The sequence below is a fragment of the Rheinheimera sediminis genome (assembly GCF_004005375.1).
GTDB lineage: Bacteria > Pseudomonadota > Gammaproteobacteria > Enterobacterales > Alteromonadaceae > Pararheinheimera.
Genome location: NZ_RZUF01000019.1, coordinates 45,776 through 62,527 on the forward strand (window position 1 = coordinate 45,776; position 16,752 = coordinate 62,527).

At 46.2% G+C, this 16,752-nt stretch carries 15 protein-coding genes; 3 read left to right on the forward strand and 12 right to left on the reverse strand.

Annotated features, from left to right (window positions below):
• Positions 1 to 7 precede the first annotated feature (7 nt).
• On the reverse strand, positions 8 to 613 hold the full coding sequence (locus tag EMM73_RS13960; RefSeq protein ID WP_145987567.1) for an arylesterase: 606 nt from the start codon (positions 611 to 613) through the stop codon (positions 8 to 10).
• Here EMM73_RS13960 and EMM73_RS13965 point away from each other — a divergent pair.
• Together EMM73_RS13965 and EMM73_RS13970 are read left to right on the forward strand one after the other, a co-directional pair.
• Positions 612 to 1,328 carry an ABC transporter ATP-binding protein gene (locus tag EMM73_RS13965; RefSeq protein ID WP_127687286.1) on the forward strand — a complete coding sequence of 239 codons (717 nt, stop codon included), beginning with the start codon at positions 612 to 614 and terminating at the stop codon, positions 1,326 to 1,328. The two genes, EMM73_RS13960 and EMM73_RS13965, sit on opposite strands and share 2 nt — an antisense overlap.
• The gene (locus EMM73_RS13970) at positions 1,318 to 3,798 is read left to right on the forward strand and encodes an ABC transporter permease (RefSeq protein ID WP_127687288.1); all 2,481 of its coding nucleotides are present in this window, start codon (positions 1,318 to 1,320) and stop codon (positions 3,796 to 3,798) included. Before EMM73_RS13965 ends, EMM73_RS13970 begins: the two co-directional genes overlap by 11 nt.
• Here EMM73_RS13970 and EMM73_RS13975 read toward each other — a convergent pair.
• From EMM73_RS13975 to EMM73_RS13990, 4 genes are all read right to left on the reverse strand, one after another.
• Positions 3,789 to 4,682 (reverse strand): TIGR01777 family oxidoreductase, encoded by an 894-nt coding sequence (locus EMM73_RS13975; protein ID WP_127687290.1) that lies wholly within the window; start codon positions 4,680 to 4,682, stop codon positions 3,789 to 3,791. The genes EMM73_RS13970 and EMM73_RS13975 overlap by 10 nt on opposite strands.
• A 69-nt stretch (positions 4,683 to 4,751) precedes the next feature.
• The gene (locus EMM73_RS13980; RefSeq protein WP_127687292.1) at positions 4,752 to 5,144 is read right to left on the reverse strand and encodes a DUF1311 domain-containing protein; all 393 of its coding nucleotides are present in this window, start codon (positions 5,142 to 5,144) and stop codon (positions 4,752 to 4,754) included.
• Positions 5,141 to 6,463, reverse strand: a complete 1,323-nt coding sequence (locus EMM73_RS13985) for an ATP-binding protein (protein ID WP_127687294.1) — start codon at positions 6,461 to 6,463, stop codon at positions 5,141 to 5,143. Before EMM73_RS13985 ends, EMM73_RS13980 begins: the two co-directional genes overlap by 4 nt.
• On the reverse strand, positions 6,464 to 7,141 hold the full coding sequence (locus tag EMM73_RS13990) for a response regulator transcription factor (protein ID WP_127687296.1): 678 nt from the start codon (positions 7,139 to 7,141) through the stop codon (positions 6,464 to 6,466).
• 454 nt (positions 7,142 to 7,595) lie between these two features.
• On the opposite strand from EMM73_RS13990, the gene EMM73_RS13995 reads away from it, so the two are divergent.
• A complete protein-coding gene (locus tag EMM73_RS13995) occupies positions 7,596 to 7,910 on the forward strand; it encodes a ComEA family DNA-binding protein (protein ID WP_127687298.1) in 315 nt (104 codons plus the stop codon).
• 16 nt (positions 7,911 to 7,926) lie between these two features.
• Here EMM73_RS13995 and EMM73_RS14000 read toward each other — a convergent pair whose 3' ends face one another.
• The 7 genes from EMM73_RS14000 to EMM73_RS14030 form a co-directional block, all read right to left on the reverse strand.
• On the reverse strand, positions 7,927 to 9,150 hold the full coding sequence (locus tag EMM73_RS14000; protein WP_127687300.1) for an EAL and HDOD domain-containing protein: 1,224 nt from the start codon (positions 9,148 to 9,150) through the stop codon (positions 7,927 to 7,929).
• Between the two features lie 143 nt (positions 9,151 to 9,293).
• Positions 9,294 to 10,787, reverse strand: a complete 1,494-nt coding sequence (gene putP / locus EMM73_RS14005) for a sodium/proline symporter PutP (RefSeq protein WP_127687302.1) — start codon at positions 10,785 to 10,787, stop codon at positions 9,294 to 9,296.
• Between the two features lie 126 nt (positions 10,788 to 10,913).
• On the reverse strand, positions 10,914 to 12,554 hold the full coding sequence (locus tag EMM73_RS14010; RefSeq protein WP_127687304.1) for a BatD family protein: 1,641 nt from the start codon (positions 12,552 to 12,554) through the stop codon (positions 10,914 to 10,916).
• Entirely contained in the window at positions 12,548 to 14,374 is a 1,827-nt protein-coding gene (locus EMM73_RS14015) for a VWA domain-containing protein (protein ID WP_127687306.1), read from the reverse strand. The genes EMM73_RS14010 and EMM73_RS14015 overlap by 7 nt, the downstream gene beginning before the upstream one ends.
• Entirely contained in the window at positions 14,364 to 15,356 is a 993-nt protein-coding gene (locus EMM73_RS14020) for a vWA domain-containing protein (RefSeq protein WP_127687308.1), read from the reverse strand. The genes EMM73_RS14015 and EMM73_RS14020 overlap by 11 nt, the downstream gene beginning before the upstream one ends.
• A complete protein-coding gene (locus EMM73_RS14025; protein WP_127687310.1) occupies positions 15,356 to 15,814 on the reverse strand; it encodes a DUF4381 domain-containing protein in 459 nt (152 codons plus the stop codon). The genes EMM73_RS14020 and EMM73_RS14025 overlap by 1 nt, the downstream gene beginning before the upstream one ends.
• Positions 15,801 to 16,742: a DUF58 domain-containing protein gene (locus tag EMM73_RS14030; RefSeq protein WP_127687313.1), complete on the reverse strand. Its 942-nt coding sequence runs from the start codon at positions 16,740 to 16,742 to the stop codon at positions 15,801 to 15,803. Before EMM73_RS14030 ends, EMM73_RS14025 begins: the two co-directional genes overlap by 14 nt.
• Positions 16,743 to 16,752: the final 10 nt, after the last annotated feature.

The window sequence follows — 16,752 nt, forward strand, 5'->3', positions numbered from 1 at the left end:
TATTTCTTCATTTCAGCTGCAAGACCAGAGGCTGCATTAAATCTGCGATAACAGGCTGGGCTTCCAAGTTCGGATGCAGTCCATCGGCTTGCATCCACTGCTGTTTTAACGCTATGGTCTCCATAAAGAAAGGCCAGAGCACTATTTGCTGTGCTTCCGCTACTTTTGCATATAAATTAGTAAATTGTGTGGTGTAACGTGGGCCATAGTTTGGTGGTATACGTATTTGCATCAATACGGCCTGGCTGTTCTGTTGTTTGATTTGTTCTACCATAGCGTTCAGGTTGCTTTCGAGTTGCGGTATGGGAAAACCGCGTAGGCCGTCATTAGCGCCCAGTTCAATCAGTACATAATCGGGTTGGTGCTGTTTAAGCAGTGCTGGTAGACGAGCTAAGCCACCGCCTGAGGTTTCGCCACTGATACTGGCATTGACTAAAGTCCAGCCACTGTCTTGGTGGTCTAACTTTTGTTGCAGCAGATAGACCCAACTTTGTTGTTGGCTTAAACCATAACCAGCACTGAGACTATCGCCAAGAATTAACAGCGTTTTGGCCTGCACCGCAGCTGTGGTGAGAGACAGGACCAAAAGCATAACGTAGATTAATCGAATCATGAAAACACCTATACCTCATATTGTTGCTAAAGATGTTGTGAAAAGAGTTCAGCTTACCGAGTCTGAACTTACCATACTGCAAGATATCCATCTGACTATCAATCAGGGAGCGACAGTTGCCATAGTGGGCGCTTCAGGCTCAGGCAAGTCTACTTTATTAGGTATATTGGCTGGTTTGGATCAGGCCTCTTCCGGCGAAGTCTATTTAGCGGGTCAGCCACTGCATAAATTGTCAGAAGATGAGCGGGCCGAGTTAAGAGCCCGCTCAGTAGGTTTTGTGTTCCAGTCTTTTTTACTTTTACCTAGCCTGACTGCTCTTGAGAACGTGACCTTACCTGCAGAACTTGCAGGAATGCCAGACGCAAAGGCTCGTGGTCTTGAGTTGCTGGCACAAGTGGGACTGAGTCACAGAGCAGACTTTTTTCCTAACCAGATGAGTGGTGGTGAGCAGCAGCGTGTCGCGATAGCCAGAGCTTTTATTACCAAACCTGCAGTACTTTTTGCAGATGAGCCTTCAGCGAATCTGGACAGCGCGACAGGTGAAAAAATCGAAGATTTATTATTTGAACTGAATGAGCAGCAAGGTACAACCTTAGTGCTGGTGACTCATAACCATGAGCTGGCACAACGTTGCCAATACAGATTCCATATGCACGCGGGTCATTTAGCTGCCGATTTAACTCAGACGACAGAGGACAAACGCCATGTGGGGTAAAATCGCTTGGCGGCTATTCTGGCGCGAGTTAAGCAGGGGCGAGTTATGGGTGATTGCCTTTTCACTCTTCCTTGCTGTGCTAACTGTTGTCAGTTTGTCTGGTATTACGGAATCCGTGCGTTCTGCTTTATATCAGCGTAGCGCTAACTTTGTAGCCGCGGATAAGATTTTGCGTTCGAGCATAGGCTTTAACGAACAGATCCAGCAAAGCGCAGATAAGCTGCAGTTGCAGTCATCCCGTCAGGTGCAATTTAACTCAATGTTGTTTGCTAAAGATTTGATGCAGCTGGTGTCAGTGAAAGCTGTTTCCGCAGGTTATCCACTTCGTGGCGAGCTGAAACTAAGCTCTTCCGTCACAGATCCAAGTCTTGTTACTTCACTGCAGCCCAACCAGCTTTATCTGGAAAGTCGTCTTTTTAGTTTACTTAATATTAAGGTGGGCGATAGTCTTGAACTGGGTGAAAAGGAATTTATCGCAGCTGGTGTTATAGTGGCTGAGCCAGATGCACCATTGTCTGTATTTGGCAGCTCTCCTCGTATTTTGATGCATCTGGATGATGTCGCAGCTACTGGTATTATTCAGCCTGGCAGCCGAATTACCTACCGGTTAATGTTTGCAGGTAGCCAGAAAGATCTGGAGTTATTAGAGACGCAAAATAAAGCATACTTAGGTCCTCAGGACAGATGGCAGAAAATGGACAGAGAATCCGCTATAGGTGGCGCTCTGGACAGATCGGAGCGGTTTTTATTGTTATCTGGTCTTTTGGGTATAGTGCTGGCCGCCTGTGCCGCTGCTGTAGCCGCTAACAGATATAGCCAACGTCATGCCCGCTCTGTCGCTGTGATGAAAGCTCTGGGCGCGACTACGACCTTGAGTCGGAAAATTTATGGCAGTCATCTGCTCTTTGTGGTGATTTTCAGCGTAGGTTTCGGTTTGCTGGCCGGCCAGCTGTTAGTGCAGTTAAGCCAGTGGGGCGTCGCATTCTGGATGCCAGACTATGTGGCGGAATTCAGTTTCCGGCCTTTAGGTCTTGGCGTATTGACTGCAGCAATTTGTGCCGTACTGTTTTCAGCCCGGCCTTTATGGCGTCTGGCCGCAGTACCGGCACTGAATGTGTTGCGTGAAAAACCGGATCAAATGAAATTTGACCCGGTGCATTTAATCAGTGGCGCTGCGGCTATTTGGTTATTGATGTGGCTATTTAGTGGCGATTTATGGATCAGCAGCTGGTTATTTGTATTGTGTTTGGTATTCGCCATCTTATTAATGGGCTTTGCTGCAGTGCTTGTCCGGGTCGCAAAGCCTATGGCTGCTGGTCAAAGTAGTGCGCTGCGTCTTGCTTTGGCAAATTTACGACGCAGGTTATGGCCAAATGCATTTCAGCTAATTACTTTCAGTTTGGCGTTGTTTTTAACCTTGCTCTTGTATTTTCTGCGCTCGGAGTTACTTGAACAGTGGCAGCAGCAAGTGCCTGCAGGTGCGCCGAATCAGTTTCTGGTCAATTTAACCGAGCAGGACAAAACATCGTTACAGCAGCTGGCGATTCAACATAACTTAGAGCTGACCGAATTTTATCCTATGGTGAATGGCCGGGTATTGGCGGTGAATGGTGAAAACTTTGCAGATGAAGCCACCAAGGAAAAACCTGAACAACGTCAGGGTGTTGGACGTGAGCTGAATCTTACTTGGTTAAGCCGTATTCCGGATAACAACGAAGTGGAAAGCGGACAATGGTTTAGTACTGACTCTAAAGCCGAAGTGTCGGTCGAGTCACAAATGGCAGAACGTTTAGCGCTAAAGTTAGGTGACAAGCTGCAGTTTTCTGTTGGAGGCCAGGTATTTGAAGCCACCATCAGCAGTATTCGTAAAGTGGATTGGAATAGTTTGCAGCCGAACTTCTACATGGTGCTGTCACCTGATTTGATGCAGGGCTTTCCTGCTACCTATATCACTGCTTTTTACCTGAACATGTCAGAACAAGACTTACTGAATCAAATAGTGCGGCAATTCCCGACTGTCAGTTTGATTTCTGTCGATACTATCCTGGAGCAGGTAAACGATATTATTAGTCAGGTCTCAGTCGCTTTAACTTTCATTCTGATGCTGGTTTTCGCTTCAGCTGTGTTAGTGCTTGTTGCGCAAGTACAGGCCACATTGGAGCAGAGGGAGCAGGAGCTGGCTATTTTGCGGACTTTAGGTGCTAAATCGGCCTTCTTAAAAGCCGCTCTTTTATATGAGTTTGCCGCTTTAGGCGCTTTAGCCGGACTTTTTGCAACTCTGTTAGCTGAAGCCCTGCTGGCTGTCGTACAGCAACAATTTTTTGATTTACCCTATAAACCACACTGGAATTTATGGTGGTTAGGGCCTGTATTAGGCATCACTTTAGTTACTGTGCTGGGTGCATGGCAAGTCAGGCAATTGCTGAAGATGTCTGGCAGCAGTTTGTTGAGGCGCGCCCTTCAAAATTGAAGGGCGTTTAAAGCTTCTTTTAAATGGGCGTAGTTAAACTTAAAACCATTTTCCAATAAGCGTTTGGGTTGTACGTTTTGGCCGAATAACAATAAGTCAGCCATCTCACCAAAAGCTAAACGCAGCATAAATGCTGGTACTCTGAAGGGGGCTTTTTTACCAAAACGCTCTGCAAGTAGCTGGCTAAATTGTTTATTATCCACAGCTCGGGGGGCTGTGGCATTAAAGGGGCCGCTTAAATCATCCCGCTGTACTAAAAAATCAATCAGACGCACCATATCGTCCAGATGGATCCAGGACATAAACTGCTTGCCGTCGCCTATCGGACCTCCCAGACCTAGTTTAAACAAAGGCAACATTTTTGCTAAAGCACCGCCTGAAGGACTGAGAACTATGCCTGTGCGTAGCAAACAGACGCGGGTTTGTGGGCTGGCTGCCCTTTGTGCCAAATTTTCCCAGCGGGCACAAATATCGTGGCTAAATTCAGGGTAAAAAGAATGATGATCTTCAGTGACCGGCTCATGACCCTGACGACCGTAAAAACCTATAGCGGAGCCACTGATCAATACTTTCGGTGGGGTAGTGCTGCGTTGAATTTTTTCCGCCAGAGCTTCTGTTAATTGCCAACGGCTTTGACAAATTTTTTGTTTTTGGGATTCGCTCCAGCGTTTGTCTGCGATAGGTTCCCCTGCCAGATTAACCACTGCATCTAACTGGTTGAAGTCTAAGTCATCCAGTGATTGCTGGTAATCAGCATCAATACCCAGACTTTCTCTTGCTTTCTCAGCAGAACGACTCAGGATAAAAAGTTGATGTTGGCCTTGCCACAGCTCGATGAGCGCTCGGCCTATCAAGCCAGTCGCTCCGGTGATCAGGATGTTCATAATTACAAGCCTCTACAACTAAAGTATCGAATATCGTCAAGTATAAGCGTATTGATACGGTTGCAGGACTTATTCTGGTTTAGTAGCAATATGTTTTAGTAAGTCGATACGTTGCTTTAGGTGGTACAGCTGGCATTCTTTGTATGCGGTGCTTGCTTTTTTGTTGTCTGGTAATTGAACAATAAACTGCCAGCGACAATCTTGCTCTGTATACAGAGCAAAGGTTTCACGAGATTTGTTAAACATTTTTAAGCCATCCTGACGGCCTGTGGTACTGACTTGTGTTTCAAGGATGAATAAGTGGTTATTTTCCCAAGTAGTTAAGTCTCGTTTGTTCTGTTCAAGCTGTTGATCCAGGCAACGCATATAGTTGACTTGTGACAGTGTTTTTTTTTCGCACTCTGTGTCTGCATAAAGCACAGGTACATTTGCGGCTATGAGGATAAACAAGAATTTGATCATTTTAGTCCTGATTCTGGAAAACGAATAACAAAACGGGCGCCGCCCAAAGGGCTCTGAGAAACCTGAAGTTCGCCTGAATACGATTTCACTAATTCGGATACTATAGAAAGACCTACACCATGCCCTTCTTTATAGGTATCCAGCCGGGTTCCGCGTTGAAACAATTCTTCCCTTTTATCCTGAGGAATACCTGGACCATCGTCCTCTATATCCAATTGCAGCGGTTTGCCAAAAGCACTGATTTTCACCCGTTCATGACAAGCCTTACAGGCATTATCGAGTAGATTCCCTAATATTTCCATCAAGTCAGTCTCATCGCCGCGAAACACAACCTGATCGGTGCACTGGATCTCGATGATGCAGTTTTTATCCCGATAGATTTTGCTTAAGGCCTGCTCTAATTTAACAATCAGCGGTTTCACTTTAATTTGTTTGTGCCACAGATCTTGCCCTGAACTGGCGGCGCGCTTGAGCTGATGTTCTATCATGCCGGTGATACGGTCAAGTTGCTCACGAAGTTCAGGCTGCTCAGACAGCTTAGAGGTACGCAAAACTGCAATAGGAGTTTTGAGTGCATGGGCTAAATCACTTAAGTGATGACGGTAACGTTGCTTTTGCCTGTTTTGATTGGCCAAAAGTAAGTTTAAGTCTTCTTTAATTTTGTTAAGCTCAGAGGGATACTGGTGCAACAATTGCTCTTGCTGCCCGCTTTCAAGCTTATGAATTTCTTTATCCAAAGAGGTTAGAGGTTTAGTGATCCAATAATAAGCCAATAAAGTCAAACCTATCAGGACCAGGGCTATGCCAATAAACCATTGCCTCAGCGTTTTCCTGAATATGTCTAACGGCTCTTGCAGCAGATGATCATTTTGCACCACATGAATGGTTAGGGGCAGTGTATTGTCCCCTAAGTCAAACAGCACAGAAAAAGACAATACCCAATAGGTCTGTTGGTATTGCTCCATCATTACAAATTCGTGAGAGGCTGGCAAAATCTGGTGAGTCGGTGGGTCAAACTGCTGATTAATCGAAGAGTCGGACTGCCATAACAATTCGTTTTCACTGGTAATAAAAGCGGCCAGACCTGAATCGGGTCGATAAAAATCCGGAGGCAACAAGTTGTTACTCAGCTCCACTTTACCTTCGTTAGGATGCACTTCTGCCAAAATGGAGTACATATGTACTTCAAGTTTCTGCTCTGTACTGGTGAGTAGTTGAGTATAAAAAGCCTGTTCTATAGCAAAAAATGAACTGGGTAGTAAAAAAAACAGTAAAAACAGGCTGATAATACCCTGACGAACCTTAAGGGAAAGCTGCATTTAGCTAACAACCATAGTAAAACGGTAACCGCGTCCACGCAGAGTTTCAATAGGTTTTAACTCGCCGTCGGGATCCAGTTTTTTGCGAAGGCGCAAAACAAACACCTCAATCACATTACTGTCCAGATCAAAATCCTGATCATAAATGTGTTCGGTCAGTTCAGTTTTTGAAATGACTTTATTCGGATTGTGCATGAAATATTCCAGCACTTTGTACTCATAAGCGGTAAGGCTGACTTCTTCCTCGCCAAGCCAGACCTGCTGAGTTCTGCTGTTGAGCTTGACGGGGCCCGAGTGCAGCATAGGATCGGGTTGGCCAGCCGCACGGCGTATCAACGCATTGATACGGGCCAGCAGTTCTTCAGTGTGAAACGGCTTTGTCAGGTAGTCATCAGCTCCTGCGTCTAGTCCCTCTACTTTCTCCTGCCAGCTACCTCGGGCTGTCAGTACAATAACGGGCGTTTTAATTTCGTTCTTGCGAGCTTTACGAATAAGACTAAGGCCATCTATTTTGGGTAACCCAATATCGATAATCGCCAAATCATAAGGATATTCGCTTAATTTGAACCAGCCGTCTGCGCCATCATGAGCTACGTCTACACTAAATTGCTGCTGTACTAAATGTTCGCGGATCTGTTCCGCCAATAAAGTTTCATCTTCAACAACTAATAAACGCATGGTTCTTCCTTATTAAACTGGCACACACAAAGTGCGGTTATGCTAGAACACTCTGTCTGCGGCGGCAATCCTTAACATCAGACAAATCTATGAAAGTATCAGGGCAATAGCCTGAATTGTTGCTGAATACCTTTGCCTGCTGTCTCTGTGGCTCTCTTGGTAAAGTCTTGCCTGTTGTTTTACCAGACTCGTCAGGAATGCAAGCTGGTTGCTGTCAGCGCTAAGAGGAACCTCACTCTAGTTACTAATTCTGATTGTTTTTGGTTTAAAAGGTGTGAAATTATGTGTATTAAATGTGAATTAAATGATGCATGAAGGTGTTTTGTTGCTATCTTTATTAATGAGGTTGCAACTCAAAGTGGCTCTTCTGCTTCTTTATACCGGATTGTAGTGGCTGGCAACAACCTTCAGCGACGCAGTGATGAGGCAAGGAGCTGTTACAGGAGATAACGTGATGAAAATCGCACTCGTTGCAGCAGTCATGGCCAGTCTGGCCTGTGCAGTGAACCTAACCGTAGCGCAAGAACTGGCGAAAGCCCCTCTGTCTGTGCCGGCCACGGCAAAAATAGCAGAGAAAACAAAGCTGAATATCAATAGTGCTTCTGTTGAGCAGTTGATTGCAGTACCGGGCATTGGTGAAAAAAAAGCACAAGCGATTAAAGACTATATCAGTGCAAATGGTCCGATCAAAGATCAGAAACAGTTAACTGAAGTCAAAGGCATAGGCGATAAACTTGCGGCTAAGGTGGCTGAATACGTCAGTTTTTAGCTTGATTAAGCGCTCGTCATTGAACATCGAGCGCTTTCATCTGCTCATTTGCCCAGTGCACTGCAGTATGATAAGCATCAGGCACAGCCCTGCTGTCCAGGCCCATTAATTGGATCCGCATGTTGGCATAGTCCCAGGCGGCTTGTTCATAGAATTTAATCAGCTGGATATACTGCGCCAGAGGGCCAACATCGTCAATCAATGCATCTTTGATGTCTTTCGACAGAGGTAACTTATTCATCACTGAACTCATGGGTTCATCCAGAATAGCATCGATTAGCGACATCATGCCGGTTAAAAAGGCTTTGGATACATCAGAAAAATCAGCCAGTTTGGCAATACCCTCGGCAAAGCGTGCTCTGGTCATAGCCAGACGCATTAGTTCTGGTGGTTTGGTGCTTGCGGAGTGGGCGGCAAAAAGAACTGATAAAAAGCGTTTCAGCTCTGCCTGCCCCAAGACTATTACAGCCTGCTTTATGGTAGCAATTTCTGAACGGCCTCTGAAAACTGCTGAATTGGTATAGCGGAGCAGCTTATAAGACAGATTTACATCCCGCTCAAATACTGCCGTGATCGAAGCCAGATCTATCTCTGTTTTTGCTGTTTCATACAATAATTCAGCTAATGTCATTTGGGTAGGTGACAAAGCTCTGCTTTGCATCATTTCTGGGTGCGAAAAAAAGTAACCCTGAAAATAGTCAAAACCCAGCTCACAAGCTTGCTGAAATTCTTCATTGGTTTCAACTTTCTCTGCCAGTAGCTTGATATGAGGAAATGCTTCAATTGCCTCTTTGATTTGCAGTATGGTGTAGATACTGGTGGTTCGAAAGTCAATTTTGAGAATATCAATAAGGGGATAAAAATGTCTCCAGACTGGTTGGTGAATGTAATCATCTAACGCCAGAATGTAACCTTGAGCTTTGAGTAATTCACACTCCGCCAATAAACGTTTGCCGGGTTGAACCGTCTCCACTATTTCGATCACCACTTGCTCACAGGGCAACATAGAGGGATATTTTTTTAACAATAAGTCGAGCGTAAAGTTTATAAAACCAGGTTTATCTCCCAAAAGCTCACTCAAACCTAAATTCAGCTGACTTCCTGCAATTATGCATGAGGTTGCTTCGTTACTGTCGACCTCTGGAAAGGCGTTGACGACCCCATCTCTGAATAACAACTCGTAGGCAAACAGGTTTTTATCTTTATCCAGTATGGGTTGACGTGCGGTATAAAAGTACATGGGTACCTAAACAGCTAAACAGAAGTTATGTTTCAATGTAGCAAAGATTTACCAGAAATGACGATGAGCGAAAAGTTATTTTCAGAGGGTGCCGGTGCAGATAGCAGACAGGCTTTACTACAAGCCTGTCTGCTGAGCTTTAGCTAGACTTCTTTTGATTTATCCGATACTTGCTGAAATAGTTGACTTACTTCTTCACCTGGCTCAGTTGTTGCCAAGCTCGTTAGCCATGTCAACAGGGTCGACACAGCAACACCAGGTATCATCGCATAGAGATAATCATTTAATTGTTTTCCGTCCAACTGATATGGACTATAGGCCCAGACCAGTACAGTAAGAGCCCCTGATACAATACCCGCTAATGCTCCCCAATGATTCATCCGTTTCCAATACAAGCTCATCAGAATCACAGGACCAAAAGCTGCACCAAAGCCCGCCCATGCATTTGCAACTAAGCCCAAAATCGAGCTGTTGCTGTCCAATGCCAGCCATATCGCCACTAGTGCTACTGCAAAAACAGCAGCGCGACCAACGAGCACCTGCAGACTGTCGCTGGCGGTCTTATGCAGAAAGGTTTTAAAGAAATCCTGAGTTAATGCGCTGGATGTCACCAACAACTGCGAGGAGATTGTACTCATGATGGCTGCAAGTATAGCGGCTAGTAACAAACCTCCAACAAAAGGATGAAACAGCACTTGAGATAACAGGATAAAAATAGTTTCAGGGTCGTCCATCTGAGTTTGAGTTTGATGGGTATAGGCAATACCAACAAAACCTATGGCCATAGCCCCAAGTAAAGAGACTATCATCCACGACATACCGATACGGCGGGCGACATTAAAATCAGATACAGAACGTATTGCCATAAAACGCACTATGATATGCGGCTGACCAAAATAGCCTAGTCCCCATGCTAAAAGGGAAACAATACCCAAGGCACTGGTGCCCGTAAATAAGTCCAGATGACTTGGATTCAATTGTGCTACCGTGCTCAACAACTCTGAGGGCTGATTCAGTGCACTAAAAGCGACTATAGGCACCATCACCAGAGCAACAAAGATGATGATACCTTGCGCAAAGTCAGTCATGCTCACGGCTAAAAAACCACCGAGTAAGGTGTAGGCGATCACTACACCAGCGGTCAGGAACAAACCAAGTTGATAATTCAGTCCAAAAACAGATTCAAATAATTTACCACCAGCGACCATGCCTGAAGAGGTGTAAAGGGTAAAGAATACAACGATCACCACAGCAGAAACTAAGCGTAATAAACGAGTGGGGTCGGCGAAGCGATTCTCCAGATAGTCGGGCAGGGTGATGGAATCTTTAGCGAGTTCAGTATAAATCCGAAAACGTGGTGCCAATAAAATATAGTTAAGGTAGGCACCTACCACTAAACCCACTGCTATCCAGATCTGCGAGATACCTGCAGCGTAAATTGCGCCCGGAACCCCCATTAATAGCCAGCCGCTCATATCCGAGGCTCCGGCCGACAAAGCTGTGACACCAGGGCCTAGCTTGCGGCCACCTAACATATAGTCTGATAAGTTGCTGCTGGATTGGCGATAAGCATACAAACCTATGACCAGCATAGAAATAAAATAAAGAGTTAAGGCTAAAATGGTTCCCGTTGACACAGTATCTCCTCTGAATAATTGTTTTTATAATGGTTATTCCAAGCAGACATGCTAACAATAGCCTCACACAACAACCAGTTTTTTAAGGCAGATCACCAGTCTGAAGCTGCCAACCACGCTGAATACCTACTCTGGATAGAGCTCAGGTAAAACAGTTTTTCGCTCAGTTCTTTCAAGTTCCAACTTTGACCAGCAAATCCATAAAGCTCTACCTTGCCAGCCTTGCTGATTTTTTTGATACAGCTGCTGATTCAATAACTGCAGCTGCTGGGCAAAGTTATCGTCTTTGCACCAGTTCGACAGTTCGGTTAACGAGGACGGAGCGTAACCGAATTGCTGTTCTGCCCAGAGCATTAACCACTGCCGAGCAGTGGCAGCGTCGTTGTTGTGACAAGCATTTTGCAGCTTTTTCGGGTTAGCTTTGGCTGTGCTTGTATTTTGTACGTGTCCTTTGCTTACCACTGCTTTTTTTGTTCGGATCCCCAGTAAAAGCACCACAGAGCTGAACCAGAGCAGGCTCAGTAATGAGCTGAGATGGTTCCATTGCCACAAGTCCTGTTCTTGCTGCTGTGTATTCTGCTCGGGTATTTTGGCAACAACAGCTGTATGGTTTTGTTCAGGTAGCTCCGGATTGGATTGCACTGTTAAGCGTTTTTCCGGCAGTGTGGCATAGTGCACTGTGTTCGTTTTTTTGTTCCACCAGGGTAGTTTGACTTCAGGCAACACCAGTTCGCCTGTTTTATTTGCAACCACAGCCATGCTGAATACCTTTTGTGACACCAGAGTGCCATTGCGTTCGGCCTGCTTGGCTTGAGGCTGCTCTTTGTATAGCTTTATGCCTTCAGGAGTCGCCAGCAACACGTCAGGCAACTGATGCTCAGCAACATCTAAAGCAGTTAAAGTAATAGTGCGGGTGACAGGTTCGCCTTGAATCAATTGCTCTGTTGCTGGACTCCATTCTTCACTTAAGCTGACCAAATCTGCAATCAACCAATCGCCCGGAAATTGCTCTGGTTTGGCTGCCACTTCAATAGTTATATCGTTGGCACTGGCACTGACAGCCTTAGTTTGAGCAAAATAATCGTAGCGACCTGAATTTCTGTCCAGCATTTCGCCACTAAGTGTCGCTCCCGGCAGCACAAAGGTGCCGCTACGTTCAGGTATAAGTCGATAGCGACGGGTAAAGGTGCGGTAACGCTCGCCGTTCACCAGTTCAGTGCCTTCAGTGTCTTTGCCTAGTTGTTCTATGCTCAGGCCTTCTACTTTAGGCTCACTTAAGGAACCACGTTGTAAATCGCCCTGGAAAAAGATTTTCACCTCCAAATAAGCCAGTTGCTGCACGTAGAGAGTGGTGCTGTCCAAACTGCTTTGCACAAATAACTGCGCATCCTGACTGTTTTGAGCCGTCGCTTGAGATTCCTGAACTTCAACTTCTATGGCAGAAGAACTGATATTTTCAATCTGAAACGCTGGAATTACGAAAGTACCCGCCTTTTTGGCTTTTAATAATAAACGCCAGCTGGTGGTGCGGCTGGCTTTACCATTGATGATTTGCATTTGCTGCCCCATGGAAGGGCCCTGCACCAAAAAATGCTGATCCAATACTGAAAAATCAGGTTGCTGTGCTACCTGATCATCTGCAACCAATTCCAGTACCGCCGTCTCACCCAATAACAACGGGTTTTTATCCAGGGAAACTTTTAGCTCAGTCAAAGCCCAGACTGGACTACTTAGTAATAAAAACAAGCATAACCACTGCTTTACCATTCTTCGACAACTCCGGCTGGTGGTTGATCATAACGACGTTTTTGATATTCAAGCGCCATTTTGCGGCGTAATAACAAAGAAGGATCGTCCTGTACTTTGCGTAATAAATTATCCAGTTGCTGACTCTGTTCGGCGTTGGCATTAGGCCAGGCTTCAGAAATCGCTTTGTGTTGCTGTTCCTGTTCTTCCTGCTGTGCAGCAACCTGTTGTTCTGCTTGTTCAGCGGCTTGTTGCTGCTGCTCTTGCTTTTGCTGCTCGGTTTGACCAGGCGGCTGATCTTTTTGTGAAGCGGCATCATCGGCTTGCTGAGCAGACTGTTGTTCGGAAGATTGCTGTTCAGATGCAGAATCGTCAGATTGTTGTTTTGACGATTCTGCACCTTGGCCCTGATCGTTGGATGAGTCGCCCTGCTGCTGATCCTGTGCTTCGCCTTCACCTTGCTGCTGGTTTTGTTGCTGCTGTTGTTGTTCCAGCGCTTTTTGAACCACATCTATGTTTTGTTGGGCTTTATCAAGCGCCGGGTTTTTAGCCAAAGCCTGCTGATAGGCTTCTATTGCCTCTGCATATTTTTGCTGTTGCGCCAGACTATTGCCAAGGTTATACAAAGCATCAGCAGTGTCCTGTTGTCGATAAGACTGCTCAGCCGCTGGGTAATCTCCGGCTTTATAGGCGGCGTTGCCTTTCCACAGTGGGTCATCAAAGTTTTGCCAGGCACCGCTGTAATCCCCTTGCTGATAAGACTGCTGTGCTTTTTGGCTTTTTGTTTGCCACAGATCATTCCATTCAAAGGCTTCTGCTCTGGGCAAAAACAGCACCAGTACAAAAACAGTGAGAGCACCGCGTTTATGTAGCCACAACGCCAGAGGTAACAGCAACCAAACCAGATAAACAGCGTTGTCTTGCCACTGATCACCAAAAAGCTTTTGTTGCTCTTCGCTGTCGGTTTTTTTATCCATGGGCTTTAATGCCCATAAAGCCTCAATATCGGAGTCTCCAGAACCTGAGGTAGCAAATACTCCTGAGCCTAATTCCGCCAACTGCTCTAACTGCGTAAAAGGCACACGAGGCAGCACTATAGAGCCTTGACGATCTTTTAATAACTCACCGTTACTCAAACGCACCGGCGCACCTTGTGAGGAGCCAAAAGCCAGTACAGATAAACGATGCGGCCAGCTGTTCATTAAATCACGTAACCGAGGATAATCTGCCGAACCAAAGCCGTCGGTAAAAAGCACTACGTCTCCTTGCAGATAACCGCCTTGTTTCAGTAGTTGATCTGCCAGTAGCAGGGCGGCTTCGAGGTTGGAACCTTGAACCGGCATAATATCAGGGCTGAGTTCAGGTAAGAGTAACCGGACGTTATTGTGATCCTGAGTTAAAGGCGAAATGACAAAAGCATCACCGGCAAAACTGACCAAAGCCAGTTCCCCTTCTTTGACGCCATCTATATAGTCCAGAGCTTTAAAGCGGGCTTGGGTTAATCTGTCAGGCGATAAGTCGGTTGCACGCATCGACATCGACATATCCATCAGAATCACAGTAGCTTTTTTCAGTTGAAACACTGGTTGTGGTAAACGTTGCCAGCTCGGGCCAGCCAGAGCAATCACGCTAATCAACCAGATGATCAGGACCAGCCACAACATTGGTTTTTGCTGTTGTATGGCTGGCACTGTGAGCAACTCTTTTTGCAGATGCGGTGCTATCCAGTGTTGCCATGCACTTTGAGGTTGACGTAGTTTGGCGAACAGACCCCAGATTAGTAGCACAGGAATGAGTAACCAGAAATACTCTGGTCTTAACCAATGAAAATCAGCCCACATTATTCAGTCTCCCTGACCATCTGATTTGGCCTAAGGCAAGTAACACAGAACAAAACAACGCCGCTAATAAAGGCCAGTGCAACAGGCTTTGTTGCGGACGATAGCTGATTTGGTCGCGCTCAATAGGTTCTAATTGATCCAGCAGTTTGTATATTTGTGCCAATTCAGCCAAATCGCGGGCGCGGAAATACTTGCCGCCGGTTTCTTCTGCAATACGGGTCAGCAGCGCTTCATCTAAATCTTGCGACGGGTTGATTAACTGACGGCCAAAAATACTTTGTTGCACCATTTGTTCGGCTCCAACACCAACGGTGTACACTTTGACGCCGGCAGCTTTGGCCAGTTGCAAGGCTTCCATAGGTTGAATCACACCTGCGGTGTTGGCACCATCACTTAATAAAATCAGTACTTTGTTTGAGGTTTCATACGTATTCAGCCGTTTAACCGCTAAGCCTATGGCTTCACCTATAGCGGTACGCTCACCGACTAACCCACGCACAGCTTCATCCAGCATGGTTTGAATAGTAGTCAAGTCATAGGTTAAAGGGGTTTGTTGATAAGCAGCATCACCAAACAAAATCAGACCAATGCGGTCGCCTTTGCGTTTTTGAATAAAGTCGCTGACGACCAGCTTCACAGCTTGCAGCCTGTCTATGCTCTGGCCCTGATGTTGCATATCACTGATCGCCATAGAGCCGGATAAATCCAGCGCCAACATCAGATCGCGGCCTTGTTGTGGCAAGGTAACGGTTTCCCCCAGCCACTTGGGCTGAGTGGCCGCCAGCACTAAAAAACACCAACACAGCAGTGCCATCAAGGTTTTGACAGAGCGGGGCGCTTTGCTGACCAGGCCAGAACCCTGACTGCTGGCTTTAATCAGGGCTTTATGTGTTAAAGGACTGCCTTGCTGCTGCGTTTTACGTCGCAGCAACAAAGGCAAAGGTAATAACAAAAACAACCAGGGGTAGCTGAATTCAAACATCAAAGCCGCTCCAGCTGTTTAACAGAAACTTTATGCAGCCAGGTTTCAGCAAATTGCAAATAAGTAGTGAAATCAGTTTGATCCGATACAGATTGATACAGCACTTTCTGTAAATCAGGCAAAGGCTGTTTGGGCAATTGTTGCTGTAAAAACTCCTGCCAGTGTTTCACAGGTGCAGACAACACATTATGGCCAGGGCTGTAACAGCGCACCAGACGTTTCAGCAATTCGTTGAGCTCAGCGCTCTGCTCTGGCTGTTTAATCAGCCGCAATTCTGCTTTGGCCTGACGCAGGGGCAAGGCTTTTTGCCATTTTTTCCAGAAAAAACGAAAGCTATAGGCCAGCAGTACAATCACCAGCACAGTCAGCAACCACCAGCCCGGAGCCGGTGGCCAGAAAGTGTTAAGCATCGGCTCTTGGATATCAGCCAAGGCCAATTGGGGTTCAGTGTTCGCCATCAGGCCAACTCCTGTTTAATTGTTCGATTAAAGGCAAGGCAGCACTTATTGCTAAATAGCGACAATCAAGCTTTTTTAAGTTCAATTGCAAAGCCTGTTGCCACAGGCTTTGCTGTTGCCGGTAACTGTCTTTTAAAGCGGATGAACCTAAATCCAGCGTTTTTAGCTCCACACCATCTGTCACTGCGGCTAAACCTGAAGCAGAAAGAGGCAACTGTAAATCCAGTGGATCGGTAATATGCACACAACGAATTTCATTATGCTGGCGCATGGCCTGTAAATGGCGCAAGCCTTGTGCGTCAAGTGCGCTGAAATCTGAGATCACAAAAATAAGAGCGCCGGGACGGGCTAAACGCCGCATTAAACCCAAAGCATGGTTAATGTTGGACTCTGCTGCCATACCTTGGTTTTGCTGCACTTTAATCAGTGCATTTAAATACCTCAATACGGCCTGGCTGCGCGCTGCAGGTTTGAGCTCAAGCAATTGCTGTTCACTGAAGACCAAGCCACCCAATTTATCGCCGGTTTCACGCACATGCCAGGCCAATAAGGCAGCCAAATGTGCTGCCTGCACCGACTTGAGCAGCAGTTTGGTGCCAAAACGCATCGACTCCGACATATCTGTCAGGATAAACACTGGGCGCTCTTTTTCTTCACGGAAGAGTTTGGTATGGACTTTACCGGTGCGGGCAGTCACCCGCCAGTCGATGGTTCGCACATCATCACCGGGTTGGTAATGCCGTACTTCATCAAACTCCATACCCCGACCTTTACTGCGCGCCAGATAACTGCCTGCCAGTTTACTTTGAATGGCCATTTTGGGGGCTAAATCCAGCAACGCATGATGGCGCTGGTAGGCCAGCAGCTGCGGTAAATCCAGATGGATACCGTCTGTGGCCAGTTGTTCAAGCTGAAGTTGGGTATTCATCAATAGCACA